Consider the following 15266-nt stretch of genomic DNA (forward strand, 5'->3'; position numbering starts at 1 on the left):
ATCAATTATTTTTAACGCCAATAAACGCACTTCCTTTTTCATAAGTTGATATCTGGATATCATGTGGAATAGCTAGTGGAGTAATGATAATTTTTATTTTATTGATAATGAGATCTCTTTGAGAATTTGTTAACTGTTCAACAATATGAGGTTCTAATTCAAGTACGACTTTATCATTGCGTATCCTAAATCTAACCAAAGATACTTTTAATTCTAAACGAATAATATTTTCTATTTTATCAATTGTTTGTAGATGATTAATATCAATTTTAACACCTGTTTCAATGCGACTAGATAAACAAGGTGATGCAGGAATATCTTTTAAATCATGAAGTTGAAAATAATTAGCTATTTTCCTTATCATTGCTTTATCAATGTTTAGTTCAACATAGGGTTGTCTTACATTTTGTTCTTTTGCTGCTATTAGTCCTGGTCGATAATCACCTAAATCATCTAGATTTGTTCCGGTTATCAAAACTCCATGGTTTAGTTTTTTCAATTTTTCAAATAGACAGCTTTTACAATAATAACAACGATTGACGGGATTATTTCTATAAGATTCATTATTTAACTCTCCAGCATCAATAAATTCTACATGCCAATAATATTTGTTGGCATATTCTCGGATACGATTAGCATCTAAAATAGGAACAGAAACCGACGTTGAATGAGCAATTAGAGCTTCTTTTCCTATAGTTTTATTGGCTATATAAGCGAGTAACATACTATCAATGCCACCACTTGTCGCAATTGTGCATGTTTTGATTGTTTGAAACCACTTTGTTAGTGATAAAACGGTTGATTCAATATCTAAAGTTGTCATGATTTGATATCCTTTTCATGATCATTTAATTTTTGACTAAGATTTTTTAAGGCTGTTTGCTCAATTTTATATTTGATTATTTGGCATTCAGCATATGATTTACCTATTAATTTTAATTTGTCAGATTCTAATTTCGCTGTGTAATTATGATTAGGGCGAGTAGCGACTTTCACTGGCCATTGTTGTTGATCTATATTTAACGTGATATGCTCTCTTGAAAGTTTGAAACGATTAATCGGCCAATATCTAACACCTAATGTACTGGTTTCTGTAAATAATTGATGGCAGATATTGGTCAATTGTTCTGATAAACATAATATCTCTATTCGGTTCATCCAACGTCCTTTCTTGCCTTTTATTTGTAGACTAACTAAATCAATAACACCAGATAATATTCTTAATTTATCTTCTGCTATTGCAAGGCTTTCAGATGTCATATCATCAATATCACATTGAATAATAAAAATACTATCTTGTTCTAAATTAGCTTGTGATTGTGTTGTAAAAACATTGGCTCTTAAAATATTTGGTTTTTGTTTAAAAGTTCGCTGTCCGCAACCATAACCACTTTTAACAAATGAACCATTTAAGAAGCTTGAATTGTGCTTCATTAGCCAAGCAAGAATAGCAGCTCCTGTTGGAGTGATGCGTTCACCAATTTCATCATCATGAATCCATTGAAAATTTGTTAGTATCTTTAATATAGCTGGCGCCGGAACGGGTAAGGTTCCATGTGCACATTTTATCGAACCTTGTCCCCAAGGTAGTGCAGAACAAGACCAACTTGATACATTACTATGGGTGATTAGAAATGCAGCTGTAATTATATCGATTATGGCATCGTCGGCACCTACTTCATGTAGAGCTATATTTTGTAAATCAATGCCGTGTATTTCGCTCTCAGCTTGAGCAAGAATCATATAAATCTCTTTTGCACATTGGTAAGTTTTATCATGTGCTTTAATTTGATTTAACTTCACTAATATATCTTGCCATGCATAGTGTTCATGATTATTTGTTTGTGTATTTTTAGCTACAAAGTGAGCTTGTGTTTTTAAAGGTTTTAATATCAGATGTTGAGAATCATCAATTGCCTGATTATTTTTTAAAACAACAAACTGTTTACCTACAATCTCTTTTTGTCGTGTTGTTTTGATTTCTAATTGATATGATCTAAAAATAGCTAAAGGAGATAAAAATGCCCGTAATGGGGATTCTAGTTCAGGAAATGCATCTAGCATTGCTGAACAGAACATATCTCCTGCTATTCCTCCAACTATGTCCAGATGAATATGCATTATTTAACCTTTCAAAATTTTCCTAAAATACAATGTACTTAAAATTTATTCTAAATACATTGTATTCGTTATACTAGTTATTTAATCTGTATATTACTTAATTTATTGGTTATTTTTCTGTTATAACCTAATCATTTGTACCCACATTTTTTGGTAGCACAAAAATAAGGATAGAACCAATTACTACCACAATGCCAATTGATAATAAACCGGCAGCAGGAGTACCGACGATATTTTCAGAATGTTGCCTTAAAATAGGTGCGCCAAAACTAAATAATGCACCAAACATATTAACAAAACCAATACCTGCAGCTAGAGCATTACCAGTTAAAATTGATGAAGGCATAATCCAGAAAATAGGTTGGCAGGCGAAATAAGCAGTACCCGCGATACATAGCGCAATAATAGCAGGTACAGCTCCAACATAAGCCGATAATCCCAATGCCAGTCCACCGACTAATAATGTTGTTGCACAGGTATTACGTCTTTCTTGAACTTTATCTGAATATCTAGGTATAAAAAATGTACCTAATAATGCGCATAACCATGGTAATGTTGTAACTAAAGATGTCATGAAGTTAACTTTACTTCCCATAATGCTAGCAACTTGACTTGGTAAAAAGAAGATAAGACCATATACACCACATTGAATGCAGCCATAAATAATAGCAAAGTGCCATATTCTTGGATTTTTTAAGGCATCCATAAGTTTAGCTGAAGCTGCTTTTTTGTTGTTTTCTTCTGATTGCATTTGATTTGCCAGCAATTGTTTTTCTTCTGCAGATAAGAATCTTGCTGTTTCAGGTGTATCATCCAAATAGAAAAATGTCCAAATACCTGCAATAATTGCAAGTGCACCTTCAATTATAAACATCCAAAACCATCCCGGATGGTTTAAAAATCCATGAAGTTCTAAAAGAGCACCAGAAAGTGGTGAACCGAATGCCATAGCTAATGGTGCACCCATATAAAATAAGCCCATCACGGCAGCACGATTTGCTTGAGGGAACCATTGTGATGTTAAATAGATCATACCAGGAAAGAACCCAGCTTCAGTAATACCAAGTAATATCCTGATTGTTAAGAATTTAACTTCTGAATCAGCAAATCCCATTCCTGCTGATAAAACACCCCAAGCCAATGTAGTTACACCAATCCAATTTCTGGCACCAAATTTCTTTAGACATAAGTTTGCTGGTGCACCTAAAAATGCATATACTACAAAAAATAATCCTGCTCCTAATGCATAAGCTTCATTACTTAATCCAATGTCAATTTGGTAACTTTCTTTGGCAAAACCAATATTTGAACGATCTAAAAATGCTAAAACATAAAGTATTAACATAAATGGAATTAATCGAATTTTTGTTTTTTTTATTACCGATAATAAGTTAATATTACTCATAGAGAACTCCCTAGCCTTCAATTGAAGACTATAATTTAAATTTTTAATAATTCTTAGCTATTATTAATCACATATTTACATGCCAATACCTATATCAGTTACATTGTTATTGTCATCGAAAGATATGTATTCAGGTTTAGTTAGAATCTCGATTTGTGGATTTGACTTTGCATCTTCAAGCATATTTTCTGAAATATAAAACTCATCAATATGTAATGTATTAGCTATTCTGATAATGCGTGCTTCTTTTCGTCCATCTAAAATAATGCATGTCTTAATAGCTGCTTGCATGGCTTGTTTATCATTAGCTAATATTACTGGTACATAGCCGTCTTGGCTTAATCGAGAGGTTAATACATTTGGATAAGTTTCAGGAAAATCTACTTTATCTAACAAACGTTGAGTTGAAAAATCCGCAAATCCCATTCCGGTAGCATTTCCGCCACTTTTTTCATGTAGATCTAAAACCACTATTCGGTCAGGACGGATTGTGGCAATCGGTTGCATAAATGGTGTACAAGCTCTGCCGGTTACATGACAATCCATGCCTCCACCAGAATAAATTTTTCCCATTAGATCAACAATACAAACATCGACATTATCAAACATCACTTTCGGGAAATAGCTTTTAGATTTTGATAACAATATTTTTTCACGTTCTTCAAGTTTATTGGCAGGAATAGCTTCGATATCAACGACTTGATCATAGGCGTTTTCAATTGTTCCGATTCCGAATAAGAAAGGTGTATTGGCTATTTTAACTTTTGCCATCTCGACAATATTATTTGCCATACAACCAAATCCATAAGTATGGCAAGAATCCGCACCTTTTTGTTTAGCAAAACCAATTGAAAGCATTTTTATAATTCCACTTTCAATGGGTGCAGTAAATGCGTTATGTGCTTTTATGCGATTAATACAAATAATACCATCAGCTTGCATGGCATTTTTATCCATTAATACTTCAAGCCCATTAGGTAACTGTCCAACTTTTATTGTTTCCATTGAAGAGCGAATTTCACATCCTAAAAATTCTTCTGTCATACCTAATTTTTCTAGAACATGAATTTGTCCTTCAGCAGTAGCTCCTCCATGACTACCCATAGCTGGAACACCATAAGGGTTAGCGCCTAGAGCTTTTAACTCATTAATCACCGCTCTTGCAATTAAGTGTATTTTGGCAATACCTCTACTACCGAGACCAACTGCAATGGACATGTCTTTTTTTATTAAATTTTTGATTTCTGGCTTCGAAAATTCAGCGTGAACTTTAGCATCAATATCTTGAATTTCATCGGGTGACTCAAAGTGTTGCTTAACTCTTACCATCCTAGGTATTTTTACATCATTAAGTAATTCATCAACAAATGACATAGTTTTCTCCTTATTTGTAATATAATTAAGATTTAAAACAAAATATTACATAATTGCACCGGGCTGCCATGGGACGAATTCAAGTGAGCCGTATCCAAATTTTTCACTTTTAGTCTTTTCACCAGAAGCAACAGCTAATATTGTTTCAAATATTCGCTTACCTGCTTGCTCTAATGTTTCTTGTCCATCAGCTACATCACCACAATTAATATCCATATCTTCCTCTTGACGACGCCATAGAAAGTTGTTGGATGCGATTTTTATGCATGGGGTTGGTTTTGAACCATATGCAGATCCCCTTCCTGTTGTAAAACACATAATATTGGCTCCACCAGCAATTTGGCCTGTACATGCAAATGCGTCATATCCAGGGGTATCCATAAATACCAATCCTTTTGCGGTTACTGGTTCTGCATATTCATATACATCAATAAGATTAGTACTTCCTGCTTTACAAATCGCACCAAGTGATTTTTCAAGAATGGTCGTTAATCCTCCTTCTTTATTGCCTGCGGATGGATTATTATTTAATTCTGCGTGACATCTTTTGGCATAATCCTCCCACCATAAAATTCGATTAATTAGTTTTTCACCTACTTCTTTGGAAGTTGCTCGGCGAGTAAGTATATATTCAGCACCATAAATTTCAGGGGTTTCGGCGAGTATTGCTGTACCTCCTTGCTGTACGAGTAAATCAACAGCTACGCCAAGTGCAGGGTTAGCAGAAATGCCTGAGTAACTATCAGAACCACCACATTCAAGTGCTAAAACTAATTCTGATGCAGGTACTTCTTCTCTGGTGTATTGATTTGCTTCATTTAACATGCTTTCAATAATAGTTACGCCCTTATCGAAAGTTTTTTGTGATCCACCTGTTTCTTGAATAGTCATATGTTGTAGCATAGGACCTTCATTTAAACCTTTCACTTGAATAAGATCTTTGATTTGATTTGATTCACAACCAAGGCCAATTATTAGAATACCGGCAAAGTTAGGATGATTTGCATAACCGCTCATTGTGCGTTGCATCATCTTCATCAAATCACCTTTCATATCCATGGCACAACCAAAACTTTGAGGTAGGGCTACGATTCCATCTATATTGGGATAATCAGCTAATCCTTTAGCTTTAAAGTGATCTTCAAGGCGACGTGCAACTGTTGCACTACAGTTGACGGATGTTAGTATGCCAATATAGTTACGGGTTGCTATTTGGCCGTTTTTACGCTTATAGCCCATGAAAGTCCTTTTTTCACTAGCCATTGGTGTTTCTTGTTTATCTGCACAAAAGTCATATTCGTGCCCATAATCACCCATTTTTAGATTATGTAAATGGATATGTTCTCCAGCTTGAATATCACAAATTGCATAACCTATAATTTGATTATAACGTTTAATTGGTTGATCTTTTTCGATATTGTGAAGCGCTATTTTATGTCCTTCTTTTATATCGGAAAGTACAGAAACATTAGCTTCTTGAATGATGTATCCTTTGGATACAGGAAAACGAGCTATGGCAACATCATCATTGGGATGAAGTATGATTACTTTAGATACTTCGCTCATAATTTGCTCCTAAAACTAATTAGTAATAAATTTTTATAAAATTTTTGAATCGGATAATAATTTTTTTAGAACTTTCTTTTTATCGGAAGTTAATGGCATTACTGGAGCTAAAACTTCTGTTGAAATATCAACACCGGACAGTTTTATTGCTTGTTTGATTACGCCAAAGAATGGAGATTCAATTGCATAGACAGGCATTAATTTTGCTAATTGACGTTGTAATTTAAATGCTTTTTCATAATCTTTTTTAACAAAAGCTTTATAAATTCCTTTAGTAATTTTTGGGGCAAAATTAAATGTTGCTGGAATGCCACCATGACCACCAAGAATAAGCGTGTCTAACATATATTCATCAAATCCACTGAAGATAATAAAATCTGGACGGAAGGCGTGAACTCTGTTGATAACTTCTCGGGTATGGCTTATGTTATCAATGGTGTCTTTCAAACCAATAATATTTGGTTGATCCTTGGCTAATCGAGTAATAACATCAATACCAATATCTTGGCCGGTTAATGCCGGGAAATTGTAAAGTAATACTGGTATATCAAGATTTTCAGCGACAGTTTTATAATGGTGATAAATGGCATCACTATTCAATAAAGCATAATATGGATTAACCACTAAAACGGCATCTGCGCCTATTTGTGCTGCATGCTGACCATATTGAATAGTTTCTTTGGTACTTGGACTGGATATTCCAATCATCACCGGAATGCGTTTATTGATATGTTTTACCGCAAATTCAGCAACTTCATATCGCAACTTAGGTGGCATATGGCAGAACTCACCACCACTACCTAGAATTAAAACACCATCAGCTTCGTTATCGATGAGATGATCTAATAATTTGCCCATTCCTTTTTTATCTAGTTCCCCTTTTTTATTAACGATAGTAGGGACTGGAGGGAATATACCTTTAAATTTTTCTAAATTCATTTTTTCTCCTTGTTCATGATGTAGAACATTATTTCTTACATTGGAACAAATTATTGGTAAAAAAATCTAGAATTGCAATGTATTAATTCAAAAGAAAATTAATTTTGTGATCATCCTCTCATTGTCAAAAATAATTTTTTTTGTAATTAGTTTTTTCCGTATAATGAAATATAGTTCTTTTTGTGGGAATTTTTTAATGTTATTAATTAAGAGGTAAATATGATTTATTACATTCCAGCGGTTAATCTATTGGGTAAAGGATGCTTATCTGAATTAGGTGTACCGGTTAAAAAACTAAATTGCCGAAAAGCATTCGTTGTTAGTGATAAGTTTTTAGTGGGTAATGGTACTGTAGATAGAGTAGTAGATATATTGGCAAAAGAGGGGATTGAATCGGTTATTTTTTACGATGTAAAACCAAATCCAACCGTTACTAATGTTGAAAATGCACTAAAATTATGTCAAGAATCTAAATGTGATTTTATTGTCTCAATTGGTGGTGGATCGCCACAAGATTGTGGTAAAGCTGTTGCTGTGTTGGCGACGAATGGCGGTAAAATTACTGACTATGAAGGGATGCATAAAAGTAAACATAAATGTTTACCAATTGTGGCAATAGCAACAACTGCTGGTACCTCTGCGGAAGTGACGATAAATTATGTTATTACCGATGAAAGTAGACACGTGAAAATGATTATGGTGGATCCAAATACATTGGCGTCAATAACGGTTAGTGATCCTGATTTAATGATCTCAAAACCAGCCAATTTAACTGCGGCAACAGGTATGGATGCATTAACTCATGCTATTGAAGCTGTAGTGGCTAAAGGCGCGATGGATGTTACTGATTCAACCGCATTATATGCGATTGGTCAAACCTTTAAATATTTAGCTCGAGCGGTTAAAAATGGTAACGATATCGAAGCAAGAGAACAGATGAGTTATGCCTGTTTTTTAAATGGGATTGCCTTTAGTAATGCCGGTCTGGGTAATGTTCATGCGATGGCTCATCAACTAGGTGGTCTTTATGATTTACCTCATGGGGTATGTAATGCAATGTTATTATCGGTAGTTGAAGAAGAAAATGCTAAACATGCACCAGAAAAATTTAGAGTTATCGCAGAAACAATCGGATTAGATACTAAAAATAAAACGGATCAAGAGTGTGTTGATTATGTGATAAAACGAATTAAAGATTTGGCACAAGAGGTAGGTATTCCTAAATCTTTAAAAGAAATTGGTGTTGATAATCCAGATTTTGAATTATTGGCTGAAAATTCGATGAAAGATGCTTGTGCCGGAGCAAATCCAGTATTTTTTGATAAACAAAAACTGATTGAGTTATTTAAGAAAATAGCTTAATAGCTAATTTATCCAATGATTTAAAATAATATTGAATCATTATGATTCAATATTATTTAAAACTTATCCGTCAATTGTTGGCATGCATCACGTACTAATTGTGAATATTTATCGATTTTATCCACAGGTAGTTGAAAAAGAACTCCCGAAATACTAATAGCGGCGATGGGTTCGTTATTTTTATTGAAGATTGGTGCAGCAATACAATGAACACCTTGAACATCTTCCTGATTATCATAAGCCCAACCTTGAGACCTAATTTTAGCAAGCTCTTTTTTTAACTGTTTCTTGCTGGTTATTGTTGTGTCGGTATATTTGATTAATTTATCTTCGGGAATAAGTTGATCAATTTTTTCTTCTGGTAACCAAGCTATTAATGCTTTGCCAATACCAGAGCTATGCAAAGGCAATTTTTTACCAATCCAAGTGCGAATACCAATAGCCTGATCATTTTCAATTTTAGCAATATAAACAGAATAAAGACCATCAAGAACACCTAAATGGCAGGTCAAATTGGTTTTATCTCGCAGTTTAATCATTAAAGGTTCGGCTATTTTAGTGATATCAAACTGTTCTAGAGATTTATCTCCCCATTCATGCAATTTTAACCCAAGATAATACTTATTTTGATCTTGTCGCAAAATACCATGCATGACTAAGGCATTTAATAGTGTTGATGTACTGCTTTTAGGTAAATTGAGATCTTGAAATATTTGACTAAAAGTAGCCCCTCTGTGGTTATCTAAATAATCACAAATACGGACAATTTTATCTAATGCTGGTACCAGTGTTTGAATATTGGGCATGAAATATCCTAATATAATAATGTAAGAAATATATTTATTTTATTGATACTAATTGTTTAGAAAAACATATTATGAACGGTTTAGTGTATTAAGTGTCTTATCTTCAACATTATATTCAAGTTATTTGATAAGGAAAAGAAAATAACTTTTATTATTTTTCTCGCTTTGTGAATTTAAATCGATAAATCCTTATCTTGCATCATGTTAGGCATAGTTATATTATGAGTGACAATGCTATATTATTTAAGGAATGAGCTATGTTAAAATCAATAGATCCAACCTCTACATCTTCTTGGAAATCCCTTCAAGCCAGTTATCAAAAACATCATAATAAAACTATAGCCGAAATATTAAAAGACGAGCCTAAGCGCGTCGAAAAACTGAGTATTCCGTTTGAGGATGAGTTTTTGGTTGATCTTGCAAAAAATCGTGTAACGCAAGAAACATTAGAAATCCTTTATCAGCTTGTGGATGAGTGTGATTTAAATGGTGCGATTGAAGCAATGTATAGCGGTGAAAAAATTAATCGCACAGAAGATCGAGCCGTGTTACACGTTGCACTTCGTAATGTATCTAACTCTCCAATTTATGTTGATGGCAAAAATGTTATGGATGATGTCAATGCAGTGCTTGCTAAGATGGAGTCCTTTAGTAAAAAAGTGATTAGCGGAGAATGGAAAGGTTATACCGGTAAGGCTATCACCGATGTTGTTAATATCGGTATTGGTGGTTCAGATTTAGGCCCTCACATGATTACTGAAGCCCTTCGACCTTATAAAAACCATTTAACGATGCATTTTGTATCTAATGTTGATGGCACTCATATTGTAGAAGCGTTAAAAGATCTTAATCCAGAAACAACACTCTTTTTAGTTGCGTCGAAAACTTTTACAACTCAAGAAACGATGACCAATGCGCAAACGGCTCGTCAATGGTTACTTGATGCGGCAAAAGATGAGAAAGCCGTTGCGCTTCACTTTGTGGCGTTATCAACTAATACTAAAGAAGTTGAAAAGTTTGGTATTGATACTGCTAATATGTTTGAATTTTGGGATTGGGTTGGTGGTCGCTATTCGTCTTGGTCGGCAATTGGTTTATCAATCGTTCTTTCTATTGGTTACGAAAACTTTAAACAGTTTTTAGCTGGTGGCCATGCAATGGATAAACACTTCCAAACAGCGCCGGTTGAGAAAAATATTCCAACATTACTTGCGTTAATTGGTCTTTGGTACAATAACTTCTGTGGAGCAGAAACTGAAGCAATTTTACCTTATGATCAATATATGCATCGTTTTGCTGCTTATTTTCAACAAGGTAATATGGAATCAAATGGTAAAAGCGTTGATCGTAATGGTAATAAAACGACTTATACTACTGGACCTATTATTTGGGGTGAACCTGGTACTAATGGCCAACATGCCTTCTATCAATTGATTCATCAAGGTACTAAACTGATTCCTTGTGATTTTATTGCACCAGCAATTAGCCATAATCCGGTTGGAGATCATCATCCTAAATTACTTTCAAATTTCTTTGCACAAACTGAAGCTTTAGCTTTTGGTAAAACTGAGCAACAGGTAGAACAAGAATTCCTTGCGGCTGGTAAAAGCCTTGATGAAGTTAAATCTATTATTCCTTTTAAAGTTTTTGCCGGTAATAAGCCAACCAACTCTATTTTAGTCAAAAAAATCACACCTTATGCATTAGGTGCATTAGTTGCTATGTATGAACACAAAATCTTCACACAAGGTGTTATTCTTAACATCTTTAGTTTTGATCAATGGGGTGTTGAACTAGGTAAACAGCTAGCTGGTCGTATTTTACCTGAATTAGCCGATGATAAACCTGTGAGTTCTCATGATGATTCAACTAACAACTTAATCAATCAATACAAGAAATGGCGTTAGAGCGAGTTTAACAATAGATAAAAAACCTTCAGTTTTAACTGAAGGTTTTTATAGATGATTATTTTTTAATACGCATAATTGGCGTTTTACCTGCTTCAACAGAACCAGTTAGTTTGGTTAGTTCAACTACTGTTTCCATATTTGAAATTACAACAGGAGTTAAAACTGATTTAGCTTTACTTTCAAGTAACGGTAGATCAATTTCAATGATAGTATCACCAATTTTAACTTGTTGTCCTTCTTCAGCAACACGAGTAAAACCTTCACCTTTTAGTTCAACGGTATCTATACCAAAATGAACAAAAAGTTCAATACCTTCATCTGACTCAATCGCAAAAGCATGATTAGTTTCAAAAATTTTGCCAATTTTACCATTTAATGGTGCGACAATTTTGTTGCCAGATGGTTTAATTGCAACGCCATCACCAACGATTTTTTCAGCAAAAACAACATCAGGCACATCTTCGATTTTAACGATCTCTCCACTAAGAGGTGCAATAATTTCAATGCTATTTTTGTTATCGTCAGAGACAAACTGTTTTATTTTATCAAATAGACCCATTATGGCCTCCTAACAAATTTGCTTTTCAGCAGTATATTTTTCAATTAAATCAGTTATTTCTTTAGCGGTTGCTTTTTCTAGTGCAGTTTCAGCAAATTTTTTCGCTTCTTCGTAATTGGTATTACGAATTAATTTTTTGATTTTAGGAATTGATACAGCACTCATACTAAACTCATCAAGTCCCATACCTAATAATAGGATAGTTGCTCTTTCATCACCAGCAAGTTCACCACACATTCCTGTCCATTTGCCTTCTTTATGAGAAGCATCAATGACATTTTTAATTAATGTTAACACTGATGGTGAAAACGGATTATAAAGATGTGAGATAAGCTCATTACCACGGTCAACAGCAAGTGTATATTGGGTTAAATCGTTAGTACCAATACTGAAGAAGTCAACTTCTTTAGCTAAGTGACGAGCAATAACTGCTGCTGCAGGTGTTTCGATCATAACACCAATTTCAATTTCTTTATCAAACGCTTTACCTTCAGCGGTTAATTGTTCTTTAAGAATGTTGATTTCAGATTTTAAGATACGAATTTCTTCAACTGAAATAATCATTGGGAACATGATACGTAATTTACCAAAGGCTGAAGCACGTAGAATTGCGCGTAATTGTGCATGTAATATCTCTTTACGATCTAAACAGATACGAATTGCACGCCAACCTAAGAATGGGTTTTCTTCTTTTGGTAAATGCATATAAGGTACATCTTTGTCACCACCAATATCCATGGTACGAACAATAATTGATAAGCCATTAGTTGATTCGGCAACTTCTTTATATGCTTTGAATTGTTCTTCTTCATTAGGATACGCATCACGATCCATAAATAAGAATTCAGTGCGATAAAGACCAACACCTTCATAACCATTACGATCGGCACCAGCAATATCACGAACTGTACCGATATTGGCACAAATTTCCACTTGATGACCATCAAGAGTTACCGCTGGTAAATCTTTTAATTTTGCTAATTCTTCTTTGTCAGCAATATATTTTGCTTGGACTTGTTTTAATTTTTCTTCAGTAGTGTGATCAGGATTAATATAGATAGCGTTGTTGATAGCATCTAAAATAACAAAATCACCTTGTTTGATTGCTTGGGTTGCATTAGAGGTACCAACGATAGCTGGAATTTCTAATGAACGAGCCATGATTGAGGTATGTGACGTACGGCCACCTGCATCAGTGATAAAGCCTAATACCATATCTAAATTTAATTGTGCAGTTTCTGATGGTGTTAAATCAGTTGCAACTAGGATACATGGTTGGCTAATAGCACTTAAATCAACAATTTCAATACCGAGAATGTTTTTCAATAGACGTTTGCCAATATCACGGATATCTGCAGCACGTTCTTTTAAATATTCGTCATCTAAGTTTTCTAACTCTTTTGCTTGCGTTTCAAATACAGATTGAACGGCAGCATCAGCACTTGAGTGTTTACTTTGGATACGAGAGATAACTTCTTGTTCAAGATCTTCATCTTCAAGAAGCATTATGTGACCTTCAAAAATAGCAGCTTTATCTTCACCTAATGTAGTTTTTGCTCTCTCCATGATAGCATTTAATTGTTCGCTTGATTTTTGACGAGCTTCTTTAAAGCGTTCGATTTCAGCATCAATTTTGTTATCAAGAATTTGCCTATTATTAATTACAATAGGTTCTTCTTTTAATAATAGCGCTTTTGCAAAAGCGATACCTGGGGAAACAAGTATACCTGATACCATAATATTTAATCCTTATTCAATATTAAAACCGTTCAATAATAATTGGGAGTATTATTCCAATTCAGGAATTAATTTTACTAGATGAGTTACTGCTTCTTTTTCATCTTCACCTTCGGCTGAAATAGTAATAGTTGTGCCTTGAGTTAAGCCTAATGTTTGTAATTTGAATAAGCTTTTAGCGCTAGCACTTTTTCCGTTTGATGTGACAGTAATTTCAGCATTAAAGTTTTTTGCTTCTTTTACAAATTGCGCAGCAGGGCGAGTATGAAGGCCATTCGATGCAGTAATGGTTACATCTTGTTTGTACATAATTATTTTACTCCCAAAAATATGTTTTTTCAGACGACAATATAAATAAAAACAGCGTGAAAGGCTAGTAAGATTTCACTGTTCTTTAACAATTCGCCCAATCTTGATGGTGATAAATCAACCAAGTTAGCCGATATTATTGTTAATATCGGTAAATTCGAGTGATTTTATCACGACATTTTTTAAATTCCACCTGCCCGTGAATTCCTCGTTTGATATTTTCAAACACAACTTCTTCACTACCATCAAGTTGTGAAGCTCGGATCTCTTCGTGGCAAAAAGATTCAAATTTTTCAAGCTCTTGTTCGCTGTTGCCTAAATGATAATTTTTAGGTAAATCTTGGCTAGTTATAGAGGTATTTGTTTGATTCTGTACATTAAGAACAATCACGCCTTTATTGGGCACCCATGAACTACATGCAGTTAATGACATAACAAAGAATAAAAATAGCGAGGGCAATGCTACGATCAATCTAAAAATGTTCAAAATATTTCCTTTATAAAGCACAATAACCTGTTTATTATTTATAGCTAGGCATAAATTATATACTATTAATCCGTGAAAGTGCAGGGGTGTGTTTTCACGGTATTTAAGACTAAGGTGGATCTAATGACTAATAGCAATAATTACAATGAGCTTAATCGCCAACTTATCCAAAATAAAATCGGCATGACAGTGGCTGAATTACATGGTTTTTTATCAGGTATATTAGCTGGCGGCAATCATGATGAAAGCTGGAAAATTTTAACTAAGGATATGTTAAATGATGGGCAAAGCATTGCTGAACCTTTAAACAAAGAAATTGAAAAATTATATCATTTAACAAAACAGCAGCTTATTGATGAAGATTTTGAGTTTCAATTGTTACTCGGCGATCAAGATTTATTTACCCAAATTGATGATTTAGTCGGATGGGTCAATCATTTTTTATTAGGAATTGGTTTGGTACAACCTAAAATTAATCGGGTTAAAGGTGATGTTGGTGAGGCAATATACGACCTGAGACAAATCGTTAAATTGGGTTATGATGAAAATGAAGATCAGCAAGAGTTAGGCTTTGCATTTGAAGAAATTAAAGAATACGTTCGGATCACGGCGATGCTTTGTTTTGATGAATTTAACGAATCTGATATAACCCCAACTATTCATTAATATCAGTATCATTGATTTTTAAGGT

Annotated in this window: 14 protein-coding genes; 3 read left to right on the forward strand and 11 right to left on the reverse strand. The window is 34.0% G+C overall.

Features of this window, described 5'->3' with window-relative positions; translation table 11 throughout:
* Nucleotide 1: 1 nt before the first annotated feature.
* From H3T83_RS10020 to H3T83_RS10045, 6 genes are all read right to left on the reverse strand, one after another.
* Nucleotides 2-823 carry a hypothetical protein gene (locus H3T83_RS10020; protein WP_081298843.1) on the reverse strand — a complete coding sequence of 274 codons (822 nt, stop codon included), beginning with the start codon at nt 821-823 and terminating at the stop codon, nt 2-4.
* Nucleotides 820-2121: a LarC family nickel insertion protein gene (locus H3T83_RS10025; protein ID WP_065578387.1), complete on the reverse strand. Its 1302-nt coding sequence runs from the start codon at nt 2119-2121 to the stop codon at nt 820-822. The genes H3T83_RS10020 and H3T83_RS10025 overlap by 4 nt, the downstream gene beginning before the upstream one ends.
* 127 nt (nt 2122-2248) lie before the next feature.
* Entirely contained in the window at nt 2249-3526 is a 1278-nt protein-coding gene (locus tag H3T83_RS10030) for an MFS transporter (protein WP_065578386.1), read from the reverse strand.
* Nucleotides 3527-3601: 75 nt separating this feature from the next.
* A complete protein-coding gene (locus tag H3T83_RS10035; RefSeq protein ID WP_065578385.1) occupies nt 3602-4900 on the reverse strand; it encodes a lactate racemase domain-containing protein in 1299 nt (432 codons plus the stop codon).
* Between the two features lie 45 nt (nt 4901-4945).
* Entirely contained in the window at nt 4946-6466 is a 1521-nt protein-coding gene (locus H3T83_RS10040) for a UxaA family hydrolase (protein ID WP_065578384.1), read from the reverse strand.
* Nucleotides 6467-6499: 33 nt separating this feature from the next.
* On the reverse strand, nt 6500-7405 hold the full coding sequence (locus H3T83_RS10045; RefSeq protein ID WP_065578383.1) for a dihydrodipicolinate synthase family protein: 906 nt from the start codon (nt 7403-7405) through the stop codon (nt 6500-6502).
* 219 nt (nt 7406-7624) lie between these two features.
* Here H3T83_RS10045 and H3T83_RS10050 point away from each other — a divergent pair, with 219 nt between their 5' ends.
* A complete protein-coding gene (locus H3T83_RS10050) occupies nt 7625-8767 on the forward strand; it encodes an iron-containing alcohol dehydrogenase (protein ID WP_198215682.1) in 1143 nt (380 codons plus the stop codon).
* Nucleotides 8768-8823: 56 nt separating this feature from the next.
* On the opposite strand, the gene H3T83_RS10055 is transcribed toward H3T83_RS10050, so the two are convergent.
* Nucleotides 8824-9573: an IclR family transcriptional regulator gene (locus H3T83_RS10055; RefSeq protein WP_034901731.1), complete on the reverse strand. Its 750-nt coding sequence runs from the start codon at nt 9571-9573 to the stop codon at nt 8824-8826.
* Between the two features lie 257 nt (nt 9574-9830).
* Here H3T83_RS10055 and pgi point away from each other — a divergent pair, with 257 nt between their 5' ends.
* Nucleotides 9831-11480: a glucose-6-phosphate isomerase gene (pgi, locus tag H3T83_RS10060; RefSeq protein ID WP_198215683.1), complete on the forward strand. Its 1650-nt coding sequence runs from the start codon at nt 9831-9833 to the stop codon at nt 11478-11480.
* A gap of 58 nt (nt 11481-11538) precedes the next feature.
* On the opposite strand, the gene crr is transcribed toward pgi, so the two are convergent.
* From crr to H3T83_RS10080, 4 genes are all read right to left on the reverse strand, one after another.
* Nucleotides 11539-12042, reverse strand: coding sequence for a PTS glucose transporter subunit IIA (crr, locus tag H3T83_RS10065; protein WP_065578381.1), 504 nt, complete (start codon nt 12040-12042; stop codon nt 11539-11541).
* A 9-nt stretch (nt 12043-12051) separates the two neighbouring features.
* On the reverse strand, nt 12052-13779 hold the full coding sequence (gene ptsI / locus H3T83_RS10070; RefSeq protein ID WP_034901725.1) for a phosphoenolpyruvate-protein phosphotransferase PtsI: 1728 nt from the start codon (nt 13777-13779) through the stop codon (nt 12052-12054).
* A gap of 51 nt (nt 13780-13830) precedes the next feature.
* The gene (ptsH, locus tag H3T83_RS10075) at nt 13831-14088 is read right to left on the reverse strand and encodes a phosphocarrier protein Hpr (protein ID WP_034901724.1); all 258 of its coding nucleotides are present in this window, start codon (nt 14086-14088) and stop codon (nt 13831-13833) included.
* Between the two features lie 142 nt (nt 14089-14230).
* Nucleotides 14231-14575: a hypothetical protein gene (locus H3T83_RS10080; protein WP_034901722.1), complete on the reverse strand. Its 345-nt coding sequence runs from the start codon at nt 14573-14575 to the stop codon at nt 14231-14233.
* Nucleotides 14576-14698: 123 nt separating this feature from the next.
* Between H3T83_RS10080 and H3T83_RS10085 the strand changes: the two genes are divergently transcribed.
* Nucleotides 14699-15241, forward strand: coding sequence for a UPF0149 family protein (locus H3T83_RS10085; RefSeq protein WP_065578380.1), 543 nt, complete (start codon nt 14699-14701; stop codon nt 15239-15241).
* The last annotated feature ends 25 nt before the right edge of the window (nt 15242-15266 follow it).

This window comes from Gilliamella sp. M0320 (assembly GCF_016101635.1).
In the GTDB taxonomy this organism is placed as follows: domain Bacteria; phylum Pseudomonadota; class Gammaproteobacteria; order Enterobacterales; family Orbaceae; genus Gilliamella; species Gilliamella apis.